Here is a 23,529-nt window from a genome sequence, read left to right as displayed (position 1 = left end):
GACCGGACGCGGAACTCCGACGAGTCCCCCGCGTTCGGAACCGTTCCGCGACGACGCGGCGGTTCCTCGAACGCGAGATATATCCGAACCGCCGCTGAACGACCACCAACCGATGCCCGAAGCCGACGACGAGTTCATCGACCTGCGGTCCGACACCGTCACGACGCCCTCGGAGGCGATGCGCGAAGCGGCCGCGACCGCCGAGGTCGGCGACGACGTGTACCGCGACGACCCCACCGTCAACGAGCTGGAGCGCCGCGCCGCCGACGCGGTCGGCACCGAGGCCGCGCTGTACGTCCCCTCGGGGACGATGGCCAACCAGATCGCGGTCCACGTCCACACCGAGCCCGGACAGGAGCTCCTCTTGGAGCGCGAGTCGCACATCTACCGCTGGGAGCTGGCGGGCGCCGCCAAGCTCTCCGGCGCTCAGACCCGGACGATCGACGCCGGCGAGCGCTGCGTCCCGACGCCCGACGCGGTCCGAGAGGGGCTCGTCGCGGAGGACCTCCACCGCCCCGGCACCGGGCTCCTCGCGCTGGAGAACACCCACAACTACCGCGGCGGGACGGCGATCCCGGTCGAAGCGATCGCCGCGGCCGCCGAGGCCGCTCGCGACGCCGACGTGCCGGTCCACCTCGACGGCGCGCGCGTGTTCAACGCCGCGGTCGCGCTCGGCGTCGACGCGAGCGAGCTCGTCGCGCCCGTCGACACCGTCTCCTTCTGTCTCTCCAAGGGGCTCGGCGCGCCGGTCGGCTCGATCGTCGCCGGCGACGAGTCGTTCGTCAAGGAGGCCCGCCGCGTCAGGAAGCTGTTCGGCGGCGGGATGCGGCAGGCCGGACTGATCGCCGCGCCGGGCCTGCTCGCCTTAGAGAACGTCGAGCGACTCGCGGACGACCACGCCAACGCCGAGCGGCTCGCGGCCGGACTCGACGCCCTGGACGGGGTCGACGCGCCCGCTCCCGACACCAACATCGTCGTCGCGCACACCGACGACGCCGGTATCGCAGCGTCCGACCTCGTGGCGGCCTGCGAGGACGCCGGCGTCGGCTGCGTGGAGTTCGACGAGTACACGACCCGGTTCACCACCCACCTCGACGTCGGCCGCGACGACGTGGACGCCGCGGTCGAGCGGGTTCGCGACGTGATCAGGGAGCTGGCGTAGTTCCGGGGTTACACGCGACGCCGCGATCGGTTATCCGGGTTTTACTGAGGCGATTCCCAAGAGAATGTACATCCCGGTTCTCACCAGTACAGGCCGGCAGCGATCGACATCGGGGGTGAATGTAGCGAATTGGCTGATCGGTTGTTTATAAGTCAGGTTGCGACATCGCTGGCAGGCATTTATAAGTGGCTGACGGCTTAGGAGTGAGGGGCTGCAAAGCTCCAGTCGCTGCGGGCAGCGCACACTCGCTGTCGTCCGAAAGGCGCTTCGCACCTCTGGCAGTCGAGCAAAATTCGACGACACCGGCCGCGTCGTTCGTTATAAGTGCCCGTCGCTGTCGCTCACTGTCCGTTTAAAAACCGTCTTGCCACCGCCGATCTGCGAGACCCGCTCCCGCAGTTGGCGCAGGCTCGGACATCGAATGTCGACCGCGGACGTTTTCGGTCGACGTCGACCGCGGACGTGTTCCGTCGGGCGATACGCACTCCTCGCCGACCGGCTGTTGGACGCGATACCGTCTCTGAACGAAAGGACTTCGACGGGGTCGGGAGCGCGACCCTCGGAACGACCCGCCCTACTCCCGGACGAGCAGTTCGATCTCGTGGCCGTCCTGGTCCTTCGTGAACGCGTAGTTGTGGTCGCAGGACTCCGGATCGCGGTAGTCGGGCGCCTCGCGGGTCATCAGGTCGTCCCACGCCTCGTCGAGGTCGTCGACGCGGACGCAGAGGTGGCCCCAGCCGTTACCCATCGTGTACTCGCGGCCGTCGTAGTTGTAGGTGAGCTCAAGCTTCATCGCCTCCTTCGGCGCGTCCTCGGGGGCCATGAAGTAGTTCGAGAAGGTGTCGGCCTCCCAGCGCCCGGCCGGCTGCTCCGTGTACTCGAACTTGCGGGTCCAGTAGCCGAGCGCCTCGTCGGCGTCCTCGACGCGGATCATGGTGTGATCGATGCTCCACTTCGCGCCGTAGTCGCGCTTGACGATCTCGATCTCGTGGCCGTCGGGGTCCTTCACGAACGCGTAGCGGTTGCCGCACGACTCGGGGTCGCGGTAGTCCTCGACGCCCTCGTCCATCAGCTGGTCGTACGACTCCTGGAGTGCGTCCTCGGGGACGCGCACGGCGATGTGGCCCCACGCGTCGCCGACCTCGTAGGTGTGGTCGCCGTGGTTGTAGGTGAGCTCCAGCGTCGCGCCGTCCTCGTGCAGCTCCTCGGGGCCGAGGTAGACGTTGGTGAAGGTGTCCGCCTCCCAGCGTCCCTTCTCCTCGTAGTTCAGGTGGGTCTGGTACCAGTCGAGGCTCTCCTCTAAGTCCTCGACGCGGATCATCACGTGATCGAAGGTTCCGTCCATACGCGATCCGTCGGTCGCTCGCCCCAAAAGCGTACTGAAGGGATCGGCGCTGGCCGCGATCCGGCCCCGCGGGGGAGCCGTCACGGCAAACGCGTTCCGCGTTTTCTCCGGTTATTTCCGTATTAATTGATTGGTGCCGGAGATTGATACGTAACCGGCGGGACGCGCCGCGAACGGCGCCGCTCGCCGATCGATGCAAGACAAACGAGATCCGCCGTCGACCGCGATCGACGGCACCGACGAGTCGTATCACGCTGAAGCAACACTCGACGCGGCGTCGACCTCCCGGTCGAAGCCGATCGGTACCGAGGCGACGGTCGCGGCCGCGTCCGCGCCGACCGGCGCGGCGAGCGAGGCGAAGCCGACGCGCTCGGCCGAACCGAATGTGACCGAACCGAACGCGACGGAACCGAACGTAACCGAACCGACCGGCCCCGGACACGGGCTCCTGCAGTCGCTCGTCGGGCTCGCCTCCGGATCCCCGTTCGTGGCGGTCGTCGCCGCGCTCGAAACGGTCATCGCGACCGTCCTGCTGGGGGTGCCGCTCTCGGCCGCGCCGGCCGTGGTCGGGCTCGTCGCGTTCGCGGTGTACACCGTCGACCATGTCGCCGACGCGGCGGCGGACGCCCGGTCGACGCCGGGTCGTGCGCGGATCGCGCTCCGATACGGCGATCAGCTGATGATCGCCGCCGCCCTCGCCTACGGGCTCGCGGTGGCGCTTTCGATCGCGGGCGGACCGCTCGCGCTCGGCGTCGCGCTGCTTCCGGGAGCGCTCTGGATCGCGTACGCCTCCGACTGGCTCCCGAACGCCGGGCGGGCCCTCCGATCGCTCGCGCCGGAGGCCGGACTCGGGACCGGACTGCGGCTCCCGCGCCTGAAGGAGGTCCCCGTCCTCAGTTCCGTCGTCGTCGCCGCGGGGTGGGCGATCGCGGTCACGCTGCTCCCGCTGGCGTTCGCCGGAGGTCCGGGCTCGGGCGCCCCGACGGCTGGTCTCTCGGTATTCGGCGCCGCGCCGATCGAGCCGGTCGTCGCGGTCGCATTCGCGTACTTCCTCCTGCGGTCGTTCGTCGACACCGAGCTCCCGAACGTCCGCGACGTGGAGGCGGACGCCGCGGCGGGCGTCTCGACGCTCCCCATCTCGCTCGGCGTCCCCCGGACCCGGCGCGTGCTGTACGGGGTCGACCTCCTCACGGCCGCGACGCTGGCGGCGGCGACCGCGACCGGGGTCCTCGCGCCGGGGATCGCCGCGGCGCTCGGCGTCGGGCTCGCGGCATCGCTCGCGGTCACCGCGCTCGCCGGTCGCGTCGACGACGCAGGGGTGCTGGGGGTCGCCCCCGACTGCACGTACCTCGTCGTGGCGGTCGCGCTCGCGCTCGTCGCGGCGTGACGGACCGGCGGGTGTGACCGGGCCGCCGAATCCGATCGGGCGCCGCCCGACATCGGCGCGGCCTCGCTGTCCCCGCGTTTCGTTCGCAGAAGGCGGCCGCGGACGGAACGGAACTGTCTGTCCGCCGGAGTAAAATGATTTATATCCTGGACCTCTGTAAATAACCGTGATCGGCCTCAGCCCGCTTTCGGTCGCGCTGCTATGCGCCGTCGTTACGGGTACGTCAGCGGGGATCCTCGCGTGGCGCGAGCGGCCGGAGGCGGGTGCGACGTGGCTGACGTTGCTGCTCGTCGGGCAGGTCTGGTGGACGACCTTCCTCGTCTTCGAGCTGGAGGCGTCGACCCTCGCGGCGAAGTCGCTGTGGTACGACGTGCAGTGGCTCGGGGTGGTGATCATCCCCGTCGGATGGCTGCTGTTCGCGCTGGAGTACACGGGCCGGGAGCGGTACGTGACGCCGCGGCTCGTGGCGGGGGTTTTCGTCGCCCCGATCGTCACCCTCGTCGTCGTCGCGGTCGGCGACCCGTGGGGCCTCATCGTCGCCGACCGCGAGGTCGCGTCGACCGCGGTCGGCTCCTTCCTCCGCGTCGAGACCGGGCCGTGGTACTACGTCATCGCCGGGTACACCTACCTGCTCGGGCTGTTCGGGTCGATTCCGATCCTCCAGCTCGTTCGGGACGACGCGCGGCCCTTCCGGGGACAGAGCGCCGCGCTGATCGTGGGCACGGCGGCGCCGTGGGCCAGCAGCGTCTTCCACCTCACCGGGTCGCTCCCGGTCGCCGGACTCGACCCGACACCGCTCGCGTTCGCGGTGTCCGGGGTGGCGTACCTCCTCGCGCTCTCGCGGTTCCGGCTCCTCACGCTCGCGCCGGCCCCGCGCCGTCGCGCGCGCCAGCTGGTGTTCGAACACCTCCACGATCCGGCGTTCGTGATCGGGACGGAGGGGCACGTGATCGACCTGAACCAGAGCGCGGCGGACACGTTCGGGATCGACCGGCGGACCGCGATCGGAGAACCGGCCGACGCGGTCGTCCCGCGGTACGACGACGTCTCCGCCGAGGAATCGGACCGGTCGCCGCTCTCCATCGTCGGATCGGAAGGGCGGCGCCCCTACGACGTCACCCTCCGGCGCATTACCGACGGGCACGACCGCCCGACCGGCGAGGTGGTGGTGTTCCACGACATCGGCGAGTACCTGGGGCAACAGCAGCGGCTGGACGTGCTCAACCGGGTGTTCAGACACGACGTGCGGACGGAGACGAACCTCATCACCGGGTACGCCGACCGACTGCACGCGGATCCGACCGACGAGCGGGCGCTGTCGGTGGTCAAGCGGAGCGCCGCGCGCATCCTCGAGCTCAGCGAGCGCACCCGGACCGCGAGCGAGCTGTTCAACCCGATGACCGAGGCGCCCCCACCCGTCGCGCTCGGGGCGCTCGTCGACGAGACGGTCGCGGCGCTCCGGGCCGAGTTTCCGGCGGCGAACGTCTCCGTCGAGGGGGCGGTTCCGGCCGTCCGCGTCCCGGCGGTGGTACGGGTGATCGCGGAGAGCCTGTGTTCGAACGCGGTCCGGCACAACGACAGCGACCCCCCGTCCGTGTGGCTCAGCGCGACCGCGGAAGCGGGGTGGATCGAGCTCTCGGTGGCCGACGACGGTCCCGGGATCGACGAGGCGGAGCGCGAGGTCCTGAAACGCGGCACGGAGACCCCCCTGGAACACGGCAGCGGGCTGGGCCTGTGGATCGTGAAGTGGGGGACCAATCAGGTCGGCGGGAACGTCGCGTTCGACGACCGGGAGCCCCGCGGGACGATCGTCACCGTCTCGGTGCCGGTCCGGGGGGACGCCGACGGGGATGCGGACGCCGACGCCGACGCCGACGCGAACGCGGGCAGGGCGGAGACGCGAGCGCGATGACGACCGCGGGTCGGTAGGCACTTGTCCGCGGCCTGTCTTGCGAAAACCATGGACACGTATCTCCCGTACGCCCTGCTCGCGATGGGGGCGTACGCGCTGGTCTCGCCGCTGATGCGCGTCGCGACGACCGGTCCCGACGCGATCCCGAGCGACGTGGCCGTCGTCGTCTCGAACACGCTCCTCATCTGCATGGCCGTCGGAGTGCTCGCGTACACTGGACAGGGGTTCGGCGAGCACCTCGCCTCGCCGAAGATCGTCCACGTGCTCGCGGCCGGCGTCTTCCTCGGGATCGGCATCCTGGCGCTGTACCGCTCGCTCGCGCTCGGCCCGGTGAGCGTCGTGACCCCCATCTTCGCGATGTTCCTCGTCTTCTCTTCGGTGATCGGCTTCCTCTTCCTCGGCGAGTCGTTCACCGCCCGGAAGGCGCTGGGCATCGCCTTCGCCGTCGCGTCGGTGTACCTCGTCTCCGGCGCGTAATTCGCCTCCCTCCGCGTTCGTCCGCGTTCCGGTCTCCATCGATCGACTGCGCGCCGATCCGGGACGAAGTTTGAACGGAGTTTGGAGGGAGTTCGGCCGAAGTGTGTTCGACTGTTGAAAAATCCCTTTAGCCCGTGGCGACCCGTTGGAAGGTATGACAGCACACGAGAGCCGCCGGCGCGACGCGGCGGTGTCGGTCGCGGCCGGCGTCCTCGCGGTCGCCGCCTCCTACGCCGTCGCGGGCGCCACGGCGTCGTTCGTCGCCTCGCCCATCGACCGCGCGATCGTCGACGGGACCCCCGGAGCGATCGTGACGTTCATGATCGAGAACGTCGGCGAGCCGGCGCACCTGCTCCACCTCGGCGGGGCCGTCGCCGTCGCGGTCGGGCTGTTCGGGGCGTGCGTGTTCGGCGGGCTCCGCGTCGCTCACCGGGTCGGAAGACCGCTCGGCGGGACCGTCCTCGCCGCCGGCGCGGCGTGGCTGCTCGCGACCGGCCTGACCGGCGCGCCCGTCTCCGCGGTCGCCGCCGGACTCTCCGCGGGCGTCGTCACCGCGGCCGGCGTCTCCGGGGCGGTCCCGGACGCGGTCGACCCGAGCCGCCGTCAGGCGCTCGCGGCGGTCGCGGCGATAGTCGGCGTCTCCGGGGCGGCGGCGCTGATCGGACGGAACCGAGGGGGCGACGCCGCTCCGGCGGCCGCCCCCGCTCCCGGCGCTGCGGGCGCGGAGGCGCGGCTCGGCGAGGTCGAGGCGGCGTCGCTCGACGTCGCCAGCGACGACCTCCACGGGCTCGTGAGCCCGATAGACGAGTTCTACAGCGTCGACATCGCGGAGTTCGAGCCCGAGATCCCGGCCGCCGAGTGGTCGCTGACGTTCACCGGCGAGACCGGGAGCGACCTGACGGTCGACTACGACGAGCTGACCGAGCGGGAGGCCGAACACCGCCTCGTCGCGCTCCGGTGCGTCGGCGAGGACATCAACGAGCGGAAGCTCGACGCCGCGGTCTGGACCGGCACGCCGATCGCCCCCCTGATCGACGCCGTCGACCCCGAGGGCGCGTGCGACTGCGCGATGTTGCGCGGCGAGGACGGCTACTACGTCCAGTTCCCGGTCGATGTCCTCAGTGAGGGGTTCCTCGCGTGGGGGATGAACGGGCGGGCGCTCCCCCCGACTCACGGGCGCCCGGTCCGCGTGCTGATCCCGGGCCACTGGGGCGAGACGAACGTCAAGTGGCTCACGGAGATCGAGCTGCTCGAGACCGAGGAGGACGGTTACTGGGAGGAGCGCGGCTGGGAGGGGACCGGTCCGGTCAACACCGTCGCCAAGCTCTGGGACGAGGGTATCACGGACCTCGGCGACGGGCGGACCGAGCTCGCGGGCCACGCCTACGCCGGCACCCGCGGAATCGACCGCGTCGAGGTCTCGACCGACGGCGGCGAGACGTGGACGGACGCGGAGCTCTCCGCGGAACTGCCGGACGAGGACGCCTGGCGTCAGTGGCGGCACGTCTTTGAGCCGGACGGCGCCCACGAGGTGGTCGTCCGCGCGACGGACGGCGAGGGGACCCTCCAACCGGCCGCGGAGTCGGGCTCCGTGCCGTCGGGGGCGTCCGGCTGGGTCTCCCGAACGGTGAACGGATGACTGGCCCCGCCCGACTCCCCGGGCTCACCGGCCCCGCCCGCCGCCGGTCGCGTCCCCGTGACGAAACCGCTTTACAGGTACCGTGAGACGGGCAGACGTGACATGGAGAAGGCCCTGTGGTACCTCTTCGTCGGGAGCCGGGGCGGTCCCAACAGGGTCCGCATCGTCCGCGAACTCACCCGTCGCCCGCGGAACGCGAACGAACTCGCCGAGGAACTCGGCCTCGACTACAACACGGTCACGCATCACCTAGACATGCTACGAGAACACGGCGTCGTCGAATCCGGCGACCACGAGTACGGGAAGCTCTACTTCCCCACCGACCGGTTCGAGGAGCACGCGGACACGTTCGAGGAGATCGCGGCGGAGGTGGAGTGACCGTGGCGATGGGATTCCCGACCGCCCTCGCGATGGCGATCACGGCCGTCAACAGCGTCTTACTCGCCGTCCTCGTGGCGGTCTGGGCGTCGAACTACCGCCGGTTCAAGACCACGATGGTGCTCGGGCTGTTAGGGTTCGCCGGCGTCCTCCTCGTCGAGAACCTGGTCGCGCTCGCGTTCCTGTTCAACGGGATGCGGACGCTGTACAGCATGGACCCGTTCGTCGGGCAGGTCGTCGTCGGCATGCGGCTGCTGGAGCTGCTCGCCGTGAGCCTCCTGACGTACGCGACCCTGAAGTAGCCGTTCGGCGCGGCAGGGACCCGTGGCGCTTGGCACCGTCGACCCTGTCGCACCATCGCGACCGCGACGCGGTCACGTGCCCCATCCGGAGACGCCTGCCGGGTGACGAAAGGACTTTGCCGCGGCCCTGAAAAGGGGCGTGTCCGCCGTGTCTCGCCTCCAACGACTCGTCTCCTCGCTCCCGAACCCCTTCCGGGCACTCATCCTCTACATCGGCTTCGCGCTCGCCCGGGCGGGACTCATCGATCGCCACCGGGTGGTCCGGACCACGGACCTCGCGTGGCCGCGGATCGTCACGGGGATCGCCCGGATGTCGAAGAACGCGGTCGACGTGGCGATGGTCGGCGTCGCGGTCGGCACCAGCGCGGTCGCCGGCGTCGGCTTCGCCGGCCCCTACTGGGGGCTCGCCTTCGCGCTCGGCGGCGGCGTCGCCGGCGGCACCATCGCCCTCGTCTCCCAGCGCTTCGGCGCGGAGGCGTACGGCGAGCTCGGCGACGCCGTCCGGGCGAGCGTCCTCCTCGCGATCCTCATCACGATCCCCGTCTCGGTCACGTTCTGGACGTTCCCGACGCGCTTCATCGACGTGTTGAGCAGCAACGAGCGGGCGATCGCCTTCGGCGCCGACTACCTCCGGATCGTCGGGCTCGGCGTCCCCTTCGCCGCGCTCAACCTCGTCGGCAGCCGGGTGCTCGTCGGCTGCGACGACGCGTACACCGCGATGCAGGTCCGGGCCGGCGGCGCGGTCGCAAACATCGTCCTGAGCGCGCTGTTCATCTTCGGGTTCGGGTGGGGCGTCGAGGGCGCCGCGCTCGGCACCGTCCTCTCGAACGTGCTCGCCGTCGCCGGCTTCACCGTGGGGCTCGTCCGCGGTCGCGCGCCGGGGATCGGGGAGTTCCCGGTCGCGATCGACCCGTTCGGTTCGTTCGTCAACCCGGACATGCTCCGCGACCTCGTCGAGATCGGGCTCCCGGTCGGCGCGCGCAACCTCGTGTGGACCGTCGCCGAGTTCCCCATGCTCGCCATCCTCGACGTGTTCGGCGAGAACACCGTCGCCGCGTTCGTCATCGCGCGGCGCATCTGGGGGATCATGAACACCCCCGGCTGGGGCTTCGGGCTCGCCTCGTCCAGTCTGGTCGGCCAGGAGCTCGGCGTCGAACGCCCCGAGGAGGCCGAGGCGTACGCCCGCGACATCATCCGCTTCTCGGTGGCGACGTACGCCGTCTCGGCGGTGCTGATCGCGATATTCGCGACCGACATCGTCTCGCTTTTCGCGGAGTCGCCCGACAGCCCCGAGATCCCGATCGCCGTGAACCTCGTGTACGCCGCCTGCGTGGCGGTGATCTTCCAAGGCGTCTCCGGGGGCGCGGCGGGGCCGCTGGACGCGGCCGGCGACACGAAGATCCCCTTCGCGAGCCAGTTCCTCGGGATGTTCTGCGTGTCGATCCCGCTGGCGTACGTCGGCGCGCACGAGGCGACGCCCGCCCTCTCGGTGCCGGGGCTCGGCGTGACGATCCCGGAGATCGCGCTCCCCGCGATCGGGCTGTGGGGCGTGTACCTCGCGTTCCTCGCGGAGACGACGATCCCGGCCGCGATCAACTACTGGCGGTTCCACTCCGGGAAGTGGAAGAAGATAAGCGAGGCGTACCGGCCGGACGCGCCCGCGGACGATTAAGCGGAGACAGCTCTGTCAAGCAGAGACAGCTCTGTCAAGCAGAGACAGCTCTGTCAAGCAGAGACAGCTCTGTCAAGCGGAGACAGCTCTGTTGAGTTAGCAGCCCCAAGCTCCCTATCGAGGTTCGTCGATGAACGCCATCACAGCTAGTTTTTTGCACGGTAGCGCCGTCGTCTCCTTCATGAACGGAAGGACCAAGGGGTTATGTGTCGGTGCGCTTTCCGCAACGATACTCATATCCACCGCGTGGATAGTTATCGGTCCCCGAGAAGCGATCATTTTCGCGATATTTGTGATTGCATACCCCCTTCTGGCTGAGATCCTCGGACGACGGACGCCGTACTCCTGAGGACGCGACCGGCCGTTCTAGGGACAACGCATCCGGCTGTCAGAGAGGCCTTCCGTCTCTCACTACTCGCGCCCGGTGGGCGCTCGGAGGCGCGCGCCATCGCCTCGGCTACTTATAAACGGCTCACCACGTCTCGTGGAGCACGCCCTCGATCGCCTCGGGCGTCGCGTCGAGGTCGGCGGGCGCGCGGTCCATCGACCAGTCGTCCGCGATGTACTCGGCGATCGCGGGGAAGTCGTCTTCCTCGACCGGTCCGAGGTCGCGGAGCCGCGAGGGGACCGGGAGGGAGTCGCGGACGGCGGCGACCTCCCGCACCACGTCCTCGGCGATCGCGGCGTCGTCTCGGCCCGCGGTCGCGACGTCGAAGGCGTTCGCGAGCGCACGCCGGCTCGCGTCCACCTCGTCGAAGAGGTACGCGAGGACGTGCGGCGCGACCACCGCGTGGACGTTCCCCTGTTGCACGTCGTACCGGCGCGCGAACCCGTGCCCGAACGCGTGGATCACCGAGATCTTCCGGTCGAGCTGGACGAGCAGCGCGCCGACCACGGCGCGGTCGGTCGCGGCCGGGTCGTCGGGCCGGTCGCCGGCGACGTGCGGGAGCGCGTCGCGCAGGAGCCGGGTGCCGTGGACCGCGGTCGCGTCGCTCACGGGCGAGGCGTCGGCGGCGTACGGCGTCTCGATCCCCTTGTTGAACCCGTTCATCGCCGAGCCAGCAAGCGCCGACTGGGGGGTCGTCTCGAACAGCGCCGGGTCCGCGAGGTCGACGGTCGGCATCGCGCCGGCGCCGCTGACGGTCATCGGCTGTCCGGTGGGCGACGCGTCCGCGGGGAGCACCTCCAGCGACCCGCCGGTGGAGAGGTCCGCGCCCGCGAACGTCGTCGGGATCACGACGAACGGGAGCTCGGGGTCGGTCCCGGGCGCGAGGTCGCCGAGCGCGTCCGCCCCCTCCTCCGCGTCCGCGCGAAGGTCGCCGAGGTCGCGCCCGTCGACATCGAGCAGGGTCGCCTGCCGGGCCACGTCGAGGCTGCTCCCGCCGCCGACCGCGACGAGGCAGTCCGCGCCGACCTCGGCCCGGCGATCGAGCAGGTCGAACGCCTCCTCGACGCGCTTGTCCGGGGTCGTCCCGTCGAACACCCCGGCGAACCGGTCGCCGAGCCCCTCGCGTATCGGATCCATCAGGTCGTCGTTGGCGCCGACGTTCGAGCCGCAGACGACGAGCGCGTCGCCCATCCCCCGCTCGCCGAGAACGTCGCCGAGCTCGTCGACGCGCCCGCGCCCGTACCGGATCTCACAGCCCTGATAGTCGTACTCGAAGGAGTCCGCGATCGGTAGCATCGGGCGTCTGTACGCCGGGCGGCGGCTTGTAGCTGTGGGAACGGGCGGCACACGCGGTCGAAATCGGACCGCCCACCGGGCCTCCCCGGCGACCCCCAAGAGCCAACCCCCTCCGGAACCCACGCTTCGACGACTCACCGTCGCCCATCCATGCGCTCGTTTCCACACCTCCCCGACGTTCACGGACCGCAGGCCGCAGAGGGCCTCCTCACGGGTCACCTCTGGCTCCTCGAACTGATCGACGGGACGGGGCTTCGCTTCCGGATGGACGACTCGGGGCTCCTCCGTTTCGGCGACCCCGAAACGACGTTCGCGGGTCCGGAGGCGGTTCCGGTCGCGCTCCGCCCCGCCGTCCGAGCGGTTCGCGAGCGGTTCGACCGCGAGGCGCTCCGGGAGGCGGTCGACGACCCGGAGGAGGTGGTCTTCTTCGGCGTCGCCACCCACCACCGGGGGACCGACTACGACTGGGACCGGATCCCGGCGTTCCTCGGGACCGACGTGTGGATCGGGGAGCGGGAGGGGCCGGATTCGGAGGCTGGAGCCTTCCGACCCCCCGACGCCGCCGCGGCCATCTTCGAGGGCGTCGGCCTCGCCCCGGTCAACGCGGTCGAGCGCGAGGTGAACGCCCGTGACTTCGACCCAGAGGGGTACGCGGTCCCCCGATCGGCGTGGCGCGACGGTCCGGCCGCCGGAGTCGTCGTCCGCAACAAGCGCGGCGGCAGGGGGAAACTTCTCGTCGGGGACGAGACGACGGCCGCGAGCGAGAACGGCGCGGGCGGCGACCGCGACGGGTCAGACGCTGACGGTCCAGACACCGGGGATCTATATGCCGACGACCCCGAGGCGATCGCCGCGCGGTACGCCACCGACGACCGGTTCGACCGCGTCGTCGAGGGGATCGAGCGGCGGGGCGAGGCCGCGACCGTCGACGCGATCGCCGATCGGGTGGTCGAGGCGATCGCGCGGGAGACGCCCGTTCGGTTTGGGGACGGCGGCGGGAGCGCGGACCCGGAGCGGGTTCGCGCCGCGGTCATCGAGCGAGCGCGAGCAGTTTTCGAGGGGCGATAGATCGGCCGGGTGCGTCACCAATTGTTGCTTCTCGCTCACACGCCCGCGCGCGTGCGCCGGCTTTATAACCCGGCACCATCTACCTCCGCCAAGTTCTATGCCAGAGCAGAGCGACTACGGAGCCGGCCAGATCCAGGTCCTCGAGGGCCTGCAGGCCGTCCGTAAACGTCCGGCGATGTATATCGGGTCCACGGACGGTCGGGGGCTCCACCATCTCGTCTACGAGGTCGTCGACAACTCCATCGACGAGGCGCTCGCGGGGTACTGCGACGAGATCAGCGTCACGATCCACGACGACGAGTCCGTCAGCGTCAGCGACGACGGTCGCGGGATCCCGGTCGACACCCACGAGAAGTACGACCGCCCGGCGCTCGAAGTGATCATGACCGTCCTCCACGCCGGCGGGAAGTTCGACTCCAAGTCCTACCAGGTCTCCGGCGGCCTCCACGGCGTCGGCGTCAGCGTCGTCAACGCCCTCTCCGAGCGGCTGGAGGTCGAGGTGAAACGCGACGGCGGCGTCTACCGCCACGAGTTCGCCCGCGGCGAGCCCGCCGAGGACGGGTTCGAGCGCGTCCGCGACATGGAGGACGGCGAGGACACCGGGACCGACATCCGGTTCTGGCCCGACGACGAGATCTTCGAGACGACCGAGTTCGAGTTCTCGACGCTCGCCAACCGCCTGCGCGAGCTGGCGTTCCTCAACTCCGGCGTCGCCGTCTCGCTGGTCGACGAGCGCGATCCGGAGACCGTCGGCGACGCGGGCGACGCGGAGACGTTCCGCTACGAGGGCGGCATTCGGGAGTTCGTCGGCTACCTCAACGAGACGCGGACGCCGATCCACGAGGAGGTCATCTACTTCGAGGACGAGCAGGACGACATCCACGTCGAGGTCGCGATGCAGGCGACCGAGGAGCTGCAGGGCTCCGTCCACGCGTTCGCGAACAACATCAACACCCGCGAGGGCGGCACCCACCTCACCGGCTTTAAGACCGCCCTGACCCGCACCGTCAACGACTACGCCAACGAGCACGGGCTCGTCGACGACCTCGACGCGAACCTCAAGGGCGAGGACGTGCGCGAGGGGCTCACGGCGGTCATCTCGGTGAAACACCCGGACCCGCAGTTCGAGGGCCAGACGAAGACGAAGCTGGGCAACAGCGAGGTCCGCGGCATCGTCGAGTCCGCGACCCACGAGAAGCTCGGCACCTTCTTCGAGGAGAACCCCGACACCGCCCGGAAGGTCGTCCACAAGGCCGCCGAGGCCGCCAGGGCGCGCAAGGCGGCGAAGAAGGCGGAGGAGCTGACCCGCCGGAAGTCCGCGCTCGAGTCGTCCGCGCTCCCCGGCAAGCTCGCCGACTGCCAGACCCGCGACCCCACCGAGGCGGAGCTGTTCGTCGTCGAGGGCGACTCGGCCGGCGGCTCGGCGAAGCAGGGCCGCAACCGCGAGAACCAGGCGATCCTCCCGCTCAAAGGGAAGATCCTCAATGTCGAGAAACACCGGCTCGACCGCATCCTGGAGAACGACGAGATCCGCGCGCTGATCACGGCGATCGGCGCGGGGATCGGCGAGGAGTTCGACATCGACGACGCCCGGTACAACAAGATCATCATCATGACGGACGCCGACGTCGACGGCGCCCACATTCGGACGCTCCTCTTAACGCTCCTGTACCGCCACATGAAGCCGCTGCTCGAAGCCGGCTACGTGTACGCGGCCCAGCCGCCTCTCTACCGCGTCCGCTACCGCGGCGAGACGTACGACGCGATGACGGAGGAAGAGCGCGACCGGCTCGTCGAGGAGGAGTGCGACGGGAACCCGGATCAGGTCCAGCGGTTCAAGGGGCTCGGCGAGATGAACCCCGACCAGCTGTGGGACACGACGATGGACCCCGAGAACCGGCGGCTCAAGCGGATCAACGTCGACGACGCGGCCGCCGCCGACCGCATGTTCAACGTGCTGATGGGTGACGCCGTCGAGCCGCGCAAGCAGTTCATCAAAGAGCACGCCACCGAGGCGGAGTGGGTGGACATATGAGCTCGGACGTGCCCGACGTCGACCCCGACGACGTCCGCGCCGCGCAGGTGACGAACGCCCGCATCGAAGACGAGATGGAGCAGTCGTACATCGACTACGCGATGTCGGTGATCGCGGGCCGCGCGCTCCCCGACGTTCGCGACGGGCTCAAGCCGGTTCACCGACGCATCCTCTTCGCGATGCACGAGGCGGGCGTCACCAGCAACTCCTCGCACCGCAAGTCCTCCTCCGTCGTCGGCGAGACGATGGGTGACTACCACCCGCACGGCGACAGCGCCATCTACGACACGCTCGCGCGGATGGCCCAGGACTTCTCGATGCGGTACCCCCTCATCGACGGCCAGGGGAACTTCGGCTCCGTCGACGGCGACCCGCCGGCCGCGATGCGGTACACGGAGGCCCGGATGTCGCCGATCGCGGAGGAGCTTCTGGCCGACATCGAGCGCGACACGGTCGACTTCTCGTCGAACTACGACGATCGGCTCGAGGAGCCCGAGGTGTTGCCTTCGGCGTTCCCGAACCTGCTCGTCAACGGCTCCTCGGGGATCGCGGTGGGGATGTCGACGAACATCCCGCCGCACAACCTCGGCGAGGTGATCGACGCCACCGTCGAGCTGATCGAGAGCCCCGACTGCACCGTCGAGGACCTGATGGAACACGTCAAGGGGCCGGACTTCCCGACCGGCGCGAACATCGTCGGCCGGAACGCGGTCCACAAGGCGTACAAGACGGGCCGCGGGCGCCTCCGCGTCCGCGCCGAGTTCGAGGTCGACGAGGAGGAGGGCCGGATCGTCATCTCGGAGCTCCCCTTCCAGCAGAACAAGTCGCGGCTCGTCGAGCGCATCGCCGAGGACGTCAACGAGGGCGCGATCGAGGGGATCCGCGACCTCCGCGACGAGTCCGACCGCGACGGGATCCGCGTCGTCGTCGACCTCAAGCGCGACGCGATGGCCGAGGTCGTCAAGAATCAGCTGTTAGAGAGCCACCTCGAACGCACCTTCGGCGTCATCAACCTCGCCCTGGTCGACGGCTCGCCGCAGGTGCTGAACCTCAAGGAGACGCTCGAACACTACGTCGAGCACCGCCGCGACGTGGTCCGGCGGCGCTCCGAACACGAGCTCGACGAGCGGAAGGACCGCGCGCACATCCTGGAGGGGCGGCTGAAGGCGCTCGAACAGGTCGACGACGTGGTCGAGACGATCCAGGACTCCGACGACCGCGACGCCGCGAAGGCGGCGCTCGAAGCGGACTACGAGTTCTCGGAGGCGCAGGCGGCCCACATCGTCCGGATGCAGCTCGGGTCGCTCACCTCGATGGAGACCCAGGAGATCGAGTCGGAGTACGAGGACGTGACCGCCCGGATCGAGCGGCTGGAGGCTATCCTCGCCGACCCCGACGAGCTCGATCAGGTGATCGTCGACGAGCTCCGGGAGATCAAAGACGAGTACGACGACGAGCGCCGCACGAGCTTCATCGAGGACGTCGGCGACGTGACCCACGAGGACCTCATCCCCGAGGAGGAGTGCGTCGTCGTGATGAGCGAGGACGACTACATCAAGCGGATGTCCCTCGATACCTTCCGCGCGCAGAACCGCGGCGGCAAGGGGATCATCGGCACCGGACTGAAGGAGGGAGACCGCGTCTCCTCCGTGTTCGCCGCCAACTCCCACGACTACCTCCTCGTCTTTACCAACCGCGGGCAGATCTACGAGCTGAAGACCTACGAGATCCCGGAGATGTCCCGGACCGCCCGGGGGAAGTCCGCGGTCAACCTCCTCGATCTCGACGACGGCGAGGAGATCGAGGCGGTCGTCAACACCGAGGACTTGGACGACGACGAGTTCCTCACCATGGTCACCCGCGACGGGTACATCAAGCGGACCGCCGTCGACCAGTTCGGCAACATCCGGTCGACGGGGATCCGCGCGATCCGGCTGGAGGACGGCGACGAGCTCGTCGACGTGGAGGTGACCGACGGCGAGCGCGACATCGTCATCGGGAGCCGGAACGGGATGGCGATCCGGTTCGACGAGTCGGAGGCGCGCGCGATGGGGCGCACCGCGCGCGGTGTGATCGGCATCGACCTGCGCGAGGGCGACGCGGTCGCCGGCGTCGCCGCCATCGACGAGGCGTACCACAACTGGGTGCTCACCGTCACTGAGAACGGCTACGGGAAGCGCTCCGATCTGGACGAGTACCGCCTGCAGTCCCGCAACGGGAAGGGGCTGATCGACATCAAGACCGGCGACCGCAACGGCGAGGCGGTCGCCATCGAGGCGGTCACCCACGGCGACCACCTGATCGCGATGAGCGACGACGGCCAGATCATGCGGACCCGCGTCGAGGAGATCTCGACCGTGAGCCGCAACACGAAGGGCGTCATCGTGATGAACCTCGATCCGGACGACGCGGTCGCCTCCGTCGACATCGTCCCCGAGTCGGCGTACGCCGACGAGGAGGCGGACGAAGCGGTGGCCGACGACGGAGAGGAGATGGCGGATGAGAGCGACGAATCGGTCGATTCCGACGACGAGTAGGCACCGACCGGGACGCCGCTGACGGCTCATCCGTGTTCTGCCCGTCGGGCTCGTTGTCGTCCTCAGTGGGCGAGGCGATCGGTCCGGTTTCGGTTCCCAGGGACAGCGTGGCGATCGACTGCGGGAGTGGGTATAGCAAATCGGTGGGGACGATACGGTATTTAAATAGCTGTGAGCGACAGGGATGATCGCTTATAAAGGACGCCGCGGTGGCGTGCGCCTCCGAGCGGGCCAAAGGTCCGCGAGGAGACCGCACGAGGGAGTCGGCGGCGACCAACGGGAGCCGCCGACGAGGCTGGGGAGGCGTGAGGCTGCGGTTGCTGTGCGGGGTGGGGATCAAAGGGGCAGGCGTGAGGCGCCCAGAGGCGATGTAAGCACCGCAGGAACGAGTGGAACGAGTGACGAGGAGCGCAGCGAGTGTCTGGGCGCCTCACGCCTGGGGCTTTGCAGGTCTTCACCGCAACACCGTCGATCACTTATAAACACTCGTCAGCAACACCACAACTCCACTTATAAATAACCGATCAGCCAATTTGCTATACCCACTCCCGCTGTCGATCGGTCGAGCAGTCGCGTGTGCGGGATTCAAGTTCCGTAGCGACGAGCCTCGACTATGCGTCGACGAGAGCTCCTCACCGGGACGGCCGCGCTGGCGACCGCGGCCGCGGGCTGTCTCGGGTTCGGCAAGAACGACTCCGGACGACTCGATCTGACGGTCCGCAACGACGGTGACGAGCCGGTCGACGTGGAGGTGGTCGTCGAGGGTGACGACGGGACGACGTATGTAGAGGAGTCCGACCGCGTCGACGCCGGCGTCGCCCGGGCGTTCGAGGTGACCGTCGGCGCGACGGGCCGTCACGAGGTCGTCGTGACGGGCGCCGACTGGGAGGGGCGGCTCGCGTGGGACGCCGGCGTCTGCGCCCTGTACGACGGGACCGTCGCCGTCGAGGCCGAGACTGTCTCGGTCGCCGGCGAGTGCGTCGATCCGCGGTAGCCGAACGTTCAGGAAAATTACTTACGGTCACCGCGAAAACGGCCGGACGAGATGGACGAGTACGAGGGGATAGACGAGGTCGTACACGAGCCGAGCGCGGCGTTCGCCGAGTCGACGAACGTCGCCGCGTTCATGCGCGAGTACGGGATCGACGACTACGAGGAGCTAATCTGCCGGACCACCTCGGCGGTCGCGGGCGAACCCGAGTCCGGCGTCGACTGGTTCTGGGACGAGATCGTCGACTACCTCGACATCGACTTCTACGCCGATTACGACGCGGTGCGAAACAACGCCGACGGCCCGCAGTTCACCGACTGGTACCCCGGCGGCGAGATCAACGTCGCGCACAACGTCGTCGACCGCCACGCCGCCGTCGACTCCCCGGACCGCAACCGGGTCGCGCTGATCTGGGAGGGCGAGCCCGGGGACGTGCGGGAGGTGACGTTCCACGAGCTCAAACGCGAGAGCGACCGCGTCGCCAACTACCTGGAGTCGGTCGGGATCGAGGCCGGGGACACGGTCGGGCTGTACATGCCGATGGTGCCCGAGGTCGTCCCCATCCTCTACGGCTGCCTGAAGGTCGGCGCGATCGCGGTGCCGATCTTCTCCGGGTTCGGCACGGAGGCGACGGCGACCCGGATCGCGGACGCCGAGCCGTCGGTCCTCTTCACGGGAGACGGGTTCTACCGCCGCGGGAGCGAGGTGCGGCTGAAGGCGACCGCAGACGCGGCGATCGAGGAGGCGGGCCACGTCGAGCACGCCGTGGTGTACGACCGGCTCGGCGCGACGCCGGGAAGCGACGGGGAGACCGCCCCCGAAGACCCGATTCCGTGGAATCCCGACCGCGACGTGACGTGGGAGGCGGCGGTCGCGTCGCAGCCGACCGGCTACGAGACGAAGCGGCTCCCCAGCGATCAGGAGTCCATGCTGCTGTACTCGTCGGGGACCACCGGCGAGCCGAAGGGGATCGTCCACACCCACGCGGGCGTCCTCACGCAGTGCGCCAAGGAGATCCACTTCGGCTTCGACCAGAAGCCCGCGGACCGGTTCTTCTGGGTGAGCGACATCGGCTGGATGATGGGGCCGTGGACGCTGATCGGCAACCACGCGTTCGGCGGGACCGTGGTGATGTACGAGGGCGCCCCCGACCACCCGGAGCCGGATCGCTTCTGGGAGATGATCGACCGGCACGCGATCACGCAGTTCGGCATCTCGCCGACCGCGATCCGCGCGCTCCGCAAACACGGCGACGAGTGGGTCGAGGGCCACGACCTCTCCTCGCTCCGCATCCTCGGCTCGACGGGCGAGCCGTGGGACCCGGAGTCGTGGCGCTGGTTCTACGACGCGGTGGGCGGCTCCGAGTGCCCGATAATCAACATCTCCGGCGGCACGGAGATCTGCGGCTGCTTCCTGATGCCGATGCCGAACCAGCCCCTCAAGCCCTGCACGCTCGGCGGGCCGGGGCTCGGGATGGACATCGACATCGTCGACGAGAGCGGCGCGTCGGTCAGGGAGTCGGGCGAGCGCGGGTTCCTCGTCGCTCGGGACTCCTGTCCGTCGATGACGAAGTCGCTGTGGTCGGGCGACAAGCGCTACCTCGAGGAGTACTGGTCGACGTGGGAGGACCTGTGGGACCACGGCGACTTCGCGCAGAAGGACTCGGACGGCTTCTGGTTCCTGCACGGGCGCGCGGACGACGCCCTGAACGTCGCCGGCCGGAAGGTCGGGCCGGCCGAGATCGAGGGCGTGCTCATCGACCACGATGCCGTCAATCAGGCGGCCGCGGTGGGCGTCCCCGACGACACCACGGGGACTGCCGTGGTCGTGTACGTCGTGCTCGAACCCGGCGTCGAGCCGACCGACGAGCTCCGCGAGGTGCTGCGAGCGCTGGTCGGCGAGGAGCACGGGAAGCCGTTCCGGCCGCGCGAGCTGCTGTTCGTCGACGCCTTCCCGAAGACGCAGTCGGGGAAGATCATCCGGCGAGCGATCGAGTCCGTCTACCGGGGCGAAGACCCGGGCGACCTCTCGTCGATGGAGAACCCGGAGGCGCTCGAGGGACTGCGCGATCCGGCCTGAGGGCCGTGCCGGTTCAGGCCGCCTCGCCGACCGCCTCTGCGAGCGCGTCGTAGTCCGGCTCCTGTCCGGGGTCGTCCGCGAGCCAGCGGTAGCTCACGGCGCCGTCGCCGTCGATCACGAAGACCGCGCGCCGCGCGATCGTGTCGACGCCGTAGCGCTCGAAGCTGTCCTCGCTCACGTCGTACGCCTCGATCGCTCGGTGGTCCGGGTCCGCGACGAGGCCGAAGGGGAGGTCGTACTGCGCCCGGTACGCCGCGAGCGCGTGCGGGAGATCGGTGCTCACGCCGAGCAGGGTGCAGTCGTCGCGGTCGAACTCGTCGCGGAGCGCCTCCATCTCGTCCGTGCAGGTGTTCGAGAAGGCGGCCGGGAAGAAGGCGAGGACGACCGGCTCGCCGCCGAGGCGGTCGGACAGGTCGAACGGTTCGATCTCGTCGGTCACGAGCGAGGCGGTGAACGCCGGAGCGTCGTCGCCGATCTCGGGCATACGGATCGGTCACCGCGGCGGGGTATCACCGTTTCGCCGCCGGCAGCCGATTCGGACCGGCACGGACGGGAGCGCTCTTCGGATCCGAGACCGGCGCGATCGATGAGCTCGAGACCGCTCGGACGGGATCTTCGGGTCATGTATCGAGGCAAAAAGACTATAGTCGCCAGAGAGCTACGGTCGTGTAGAGATGGTAAGTGCGACTCCACTGATCGGCGGCATCCCGGCGGGCCCGGAGCTCCTCATCATCCTGCTCGTGTTGGTCCTGCTGTTCGGGGCGAACAAGATCCCGAAGCTCGCTCGATCGACCGGCCAGGCGATGGGCGAGTTCAAGAAGGGACGCGAACAGGTCGAGGAAGAACTACAGGAGATGCAGGGCGACGACGAGGAGTCGACGGTCCAGACCGACTCCGCGATCGACGATGAGGACGACACGGTCGAGACCGAGACCGAGAAAGAGACCAGCGCGTAATCGGCTCCGCGGCGCCGACCGATCCCCGCAGCGACGTTTTCTCCGCTCTTCACCGACTCGGGCGCGTGGCCTAGCGGACAGGGCGAGAGGTTCCTAACCTCTCGATCGCGGGTTCGAATCCCGCCGTGCCCGCTACTGCGAACGACGTGAGCAGTAGCGGTACAAGCGGGATTCGAAGCAGGGAACGAAGCGAGCGCAGCGAGCGGAGTGAGTGAGGTTCGAATCCCGCCGTGCCCGCTCCTTCGCTTCGCTCAGTCGCGGGCACGGCTGACCCCCACTCGCTCGCTTCGCTCGCTCGTGGGGATCCCGCCGTGCCCGCGACTGCGAACGACGTGGGAAGTAGCGGCGACTGTTACTGATCCTCGCCGAGCCGCCGGAACGACCGGCTCGCGAGCCACACCGACCCGACGCCGATCGCGAGCGTCGCGGCCGCCAGCAGGGGGCCGGGCTCGTAGAGGAGCGGCGGGTGGTAGCCGACCGCGTAGTCGAGGGCGACGTTGACGACGGCGAGCGCCAGCGCCAGCGCCAGCGCGCCGCGGGTGGTCCGGCCGAACGCCGGGAACAGCAGCGCGAGCCCGACGAAGAGCAGGTGGGTGCCGAGGACTCCCCAGTAGTAGATCCACGCGTCGGGGGCGGCGACGTACTGCGAAAAGGCGAGGTTCAGGGAGACGAGCGGCCAGAGCCCGAACTGGACCAGCCAGACGAACGCGACGGTCTGGAGGTACGCGAGCCCGCGCGAGGTCGGGGCGTCGGTCACGCGCTCCCCGCGGCGGACCGTGGGAACGAGGGTTAAAAGGGCGATCCCACCGAGCCCGACCGCGACGGCGGAGTCGGCGTATAAGGGCCACAGCGGGACCGGGACTTCCCCTGCGGTCGGCGCGTAGTACCCGATCCCGACCGCGAGCATGAACGCGGCGAACCCGCACACGACCGCGAGGCTCCGCGGCGTGCCGAGCAGCTCCTCGGCGATCGCGTCTCGGACCCGCCGCCGGACCGGCGCGCGTCGGAGCCGACCGAGCGACCGGATCCCTCCCGAGGCGTCGGAGCGTGTCACACCGCTCGTTTCGCCCGCGGCGACCTAAAAGTCGCCCGCTCCGCCCGACCCGGTCACTCCCGTTGCAGTTCCAGGGCCTGCGCAGTCGGGAGGTTCCAGCCGTACGTGACCGCAGCCAGCCGGGTTCCGACGGTCACGACCGCGCACGCCGCGGCGGCGGTCCCGCCGCTCGCGCCGATCAGCCCGACGGCCCAGTACGCGGCCCCGCCGAGGACCGCACAGCTCGCGTAGAAGTCCTCGAAGAGGATGAAGGGGGCCCGGTCGAGGAGGATGTCCGCGAACGCGCCGCCGCCGACGGCGTTGATCGTCGCGATCGCCACGACGCCGAACGCCGACACGCCGACCTCGGTCGCGACGATCGCGCCCGCCGTCGCGAACGCCGCCAGCCCGACGGCGTCCGAGACGAGGGTCACCGGATGCGTCTCCGGAGCCGACAGCACCGCGTTCAGCCCGATCGCCAGCGCGACGCCGACCAGCCCCAGCCCGATCTCGACCGGGGACTGGAGCGCGAGCGGAACGCGAGCGACGAGCAGGTCCCGGGTCGCGCCGCCGGCGAACGCCATCGCCAGCCCGACAACGACGATCCCTAGCAGGTCGAACTCCTCGCGGATCGCCTTCGACGACCCGACCAGCGCGAACGCGACTAATCCGACCGTGTTCATCGCGGCGAACGGGTCGCCGAACAGCGCCGCAGCGAGACCTGGACTCACTGCGTTCGGTTACGACCGCGAGACGCATGAGTGTGCCGCAACAGCGACGGGGCGGACCGGAACCGGCGGGACGAACCGACTCTCCGACCGGGGATTATCAGTCCCGGTGTTTTGCGAGACACCTTTTTCAACGGGAGAACC

20 protein-coding genes and 1 tRNA gene are annotated in these 23,529 nt (G+C 69.5%); 16 read left to right on the top strand and 5 right to left on the bottom strand.

Features of this window, described 5'->3' with window-relative positions; genetic code table 11:
- Positions 1-112: 112 nt before the first annotated feature.
- Positions 113-1,162, top strand: coding sequence for a GntG family PLP-dependent aldolase (locus JIN95_RS10965; protein WP_200531479.1), 1,050 nt, complete (start codon positions 113-115; stop codon positions 1,160-1,162).
- 574 nt (positions 1,163-1,736) lie between these two features.
- Here JIN95_RS10965 and JIN95_RS10960 read toward each other — a convergent pair.
- Positions 1,737-2,507 carry a VOC family protein gene (locus tag JIN95_RS10960; RefSeq protein ID WP_200531478.1) on the bottom strand — a complete coding sequence of 257 codons (771 nt, stop codon included), beginning with the start codon at positions 2,505-2,507 and terminating at the stop codon, positions 1,737-1,739.
- 193 nt (positions 2,508-2,700) lie between these two features.
- Between JIN95_RS10960 and JIN95_RS10955 the strand changes: the two genes are divergently transcribed.
- From JIN95_RS10955 to JIN95_RS10920, 8 genes are all read left to right on the top strand, one after another.
- Positions 2,701-3,894, top strand: a complete 1,194-nt coding sequence (locus tag JIN95_RS10955; RefSeq protein ID WP_198951494.1) for a UbiA family prenyltransferase — start codon at positions 2,701-2,703, stop codon at positions 3,892-3,894.
- A gap of 166 nt (positions 3,895-4,060) precedes the next feature.
- Positions 4,061-5,806 carry a histidine kinase N-terminal 7TM domain-containing protein gene (locus JIN95_RS10950; protein ID WP_095636139.1) on the top strand — a complete coding sequence of 582 codons (1,746 nt, stop codon included), beginning with the start codon at positions 4,061-4,063 and terminating at the stop codon, positions 5,804-5,806.
- Between the two features lie 48 nt (positions 5,807-5,854).
- The gene (locus tag JIN95_RS10945; RefSeq protein ID WP_095636140.1) at positions 5,855-6,283 is read left to right on the top strand and encodes an EamA family transporter; all 429 of its coding nucleotides are present in this window, start codon (positions 5,855-5,857) and stop codon (positions 6,281-6,283) included.
- A gap of 154 nt (positions 6,284-6,437) precedes the next feature.
- Positions 6,438-7,922 carry a molybdopterin-dependent oxidoreductase gene (locus JIN95_RS10940; RefSeq protein ID WP_095636141.1) on the top strand — a complete coding sequence of 495 codons (1,485 nt, stop codon included), beginning with the start codon at positions 6,438-6,440 and terminating at the stop codon, positions 7,920-7,922.
- Between the two features lie 102 nt (positions 7,923-8,024).
- The gene (locus JIN95_RS10935; RefSeq protein WP_200531477.1) at positions 8,025-8,300 is read left to right on the top strand and encodes a winged helix-turn-helix domain-containing protein; all 276 of its coding nucleotides are present in this window, start codon (positions 8,025-8,027) and stop codon (positions 8,298-8,300) included.
- Between the two features lie 8 nt (positions 8,301-8,308).
- Positions 8,309-8,602, top strand: coding sequence for a hypothetical protein (locus tag JIN95_RS10930; RefSeq protein ID WP_095636248.1), 294 nt, complete (start codon positions 8,309-8,311; stop codon positions 8,600-8,602).
- 148 nt (positions 8,603-8,750) lie between these two features.
- Positions 8,751-10,274, top strand: coding sequence for an MATE family efflux transporter (locus JIN95_RS10925; protein WP_233138760.1), 1,524 nt, complete (start codon positions 8,751-8,753; stop codon positions 10,272-10,274).
- Between the two features lie 130 nt (positions 10,275-10,404).
- On the top strand, positions 10,405-10,623 hold the full coding sequence (locus JIN95_RS10920) for a hypothetical protein (RefSeq protein ID WP_144049517.1): 219 nt from the start codon (positions 10,405-10,407) through the stop codon (positions 10,621-10,623).
- Positions 10,624-10,746: 123 nt separating this feature from the next.
- Here the strand turns inward: JIN95_RS10920 and JIN95_RS10915 are convergent, their stop codons facing one another.
- Positions 10,747-11,958: an iron-containing alcohol dehydrogenase family protein gene (locus tag JIN95_RS10915; RefSeq protein WP_200531476.1), complete on the bottom strand. Its 1,212-nt coding sequence runs from the start codon at positions 11,956-11,958 to the stop codon at positions 10,747-10,749.
- Between the two features lie 150 nt (positions 11,959-12,108).
- Here JIN95_RS10915 and JIN95_RS10910 point away from each other — a divergent pair, with 150 nt between their 5' ends.
- The 5 genes from JIN95_RS10910 (at position 12,109) to JIN95_RS10890 (ending at position 20,668) form a co-directional block, all read left to right on the top strand.
- Positions 12,109-13,026: a hypothetical protein gene (locus JIN95_RS10910; protein ID WP_200531475.1), complete on the top strand. Its 918-nt coding sequence runs from the start codon at positions 12,109-12,111 to the stop codon at positions 13,024-13,026.
- A 97-nt stretch (positions 13,027-13,123) separates the two neighbouring features.
- A complete protein-coding gene (gene gyrB / locus JIN95_RS10905) occupies positions 13,124-15,061 on the top strand; it encodes a DNA topoisomerase (ATP-hydrolyzing) subunit B (protein WP_200531474.1) in 1,938 nt (645 codons plus the stop codon).
- Positions 15,058-17,598 (top strand): DNA gyrase subunit A, encoded by a 2,541-nt coding sequence (gene gyrA, locus JIN95_RS10900; protein WP_200531473.1) that lies wholly within the window; start codon positions 15,058-15,060, stop codon positions 17,596-17,598. Before gyrB ends, gyrA begins: the two co-directional genes overlap by 4 nt.
- Positions 17,599-18,211: 613 nt before the next feature.
- Positions 18,212-18,592, top strand: a complete 381-nt coding sequence (locus JIN95_RS10895) for a hypothetical protein (RefSeq protein ID WP_200531472.1) — start codon at positions 18,212-18,214, stop codon at positions 18,590-18,592.
- A gap of 51 nt (positions 18,593-18,643) precedes the next feature.
- The gene (locus JIN95_RS10890) at positions 18,644-20,668 is read left to right on the top strand and encodes an AMP-binding protein (RefSeq protein ID WP_200531471.1); all 2,025 of its coding nucleotides are present in this window, start codon (positions 18,644-18,646) and stop codon (positions 20,666-20,668) included.
- A gap of 13 nt (positions 20,669-20,681) precedes the next feature.
- Here JIN95_RS10890 and JIN95_RS10885 read toward each other — a convergent pair whose 3' ends face one another.
- Complete coding sequence (locus JIN95_RS10885; RefSeq protein ID WP_200531470.1) at positions 20,682-21,152, bottom strand: redoxin domain-containing protein; 471 nt, start codon at positions 21,150-21,152, stop codon at positions 20,682-20,684.
- A 190-nt stretch (positions 21,153-21,342) separates the two neighbouring features.
- Here JIN95_RS10885 and JIN95_RS10880 point away from each other — a divergent pair, with 190 nt between their 5' ends.
- Positions 21,343-21,624: a twin-arginine translocase TatA/TatE family subunit gene (locus tag JIN95_RS10880; RefSeq protein WP_095636151.1), complete on the top strand. Its 282-nt coding sequence runs from the start codon at positions 21,343-21,345 to the stop codon at positions 21,622-21,624.
- Between the two features lie 59 nt (positions 21,625-21,683).
- Positions 21,684-21,756, top strand: a tRNA-Arg gene (locus JIN95_RS10875).
- A 220-nt stretch (positions 21,757-21,976) separates the two neighbouring features.
- Here the strand turns inward: JIN95_RS10875 and JIN95_RS10870 are convergent.
- Both JIN95_RS10870 and JIN95_RS10865 read right to left on the bottom strand, forming a co-directional pair.
- Complete coding sequence (locus JIN95_RS10870; RefSeq protein WP_200531469.1) at positions 21,977-22,678, bottom strand: DUF1405 domain-containing protein; 702 nt, start codon at positions 22,676-22,678, stop codon at positions 21,977-21,979.
- Between the two features lie 53 nt (positions 22,679-22,731).
- Complete coding sequence (locus tag JIN95_RS10865; RefSeq protein WP_198951495.1) at positions 22,732-23,388, bottom strand: TRIC cation channel family protein; 657 nt, start codon at positions 23,386-23,388, stop codon at positions 22,732-22,734.
- Between the last annotated feature and the right edge of the window lie 141 nt (positions 23,389-23,529).

This window comes from Halorubrum sp. LN27, from assembly GCF_016635065.1.
In the GTDB taxonomy this organism is placed as follows: Archaea; Halobacteriota; Halobacteria; order Halobacteriales; family Haloferacaceae; genus Halorubrum; species Halorubrum salipaludis.
The sequence above is the reverse complement of the archived record's forward strand: the minus strand, read 5'-3'. Positions and strand labels throughout refer to the sequence as shown.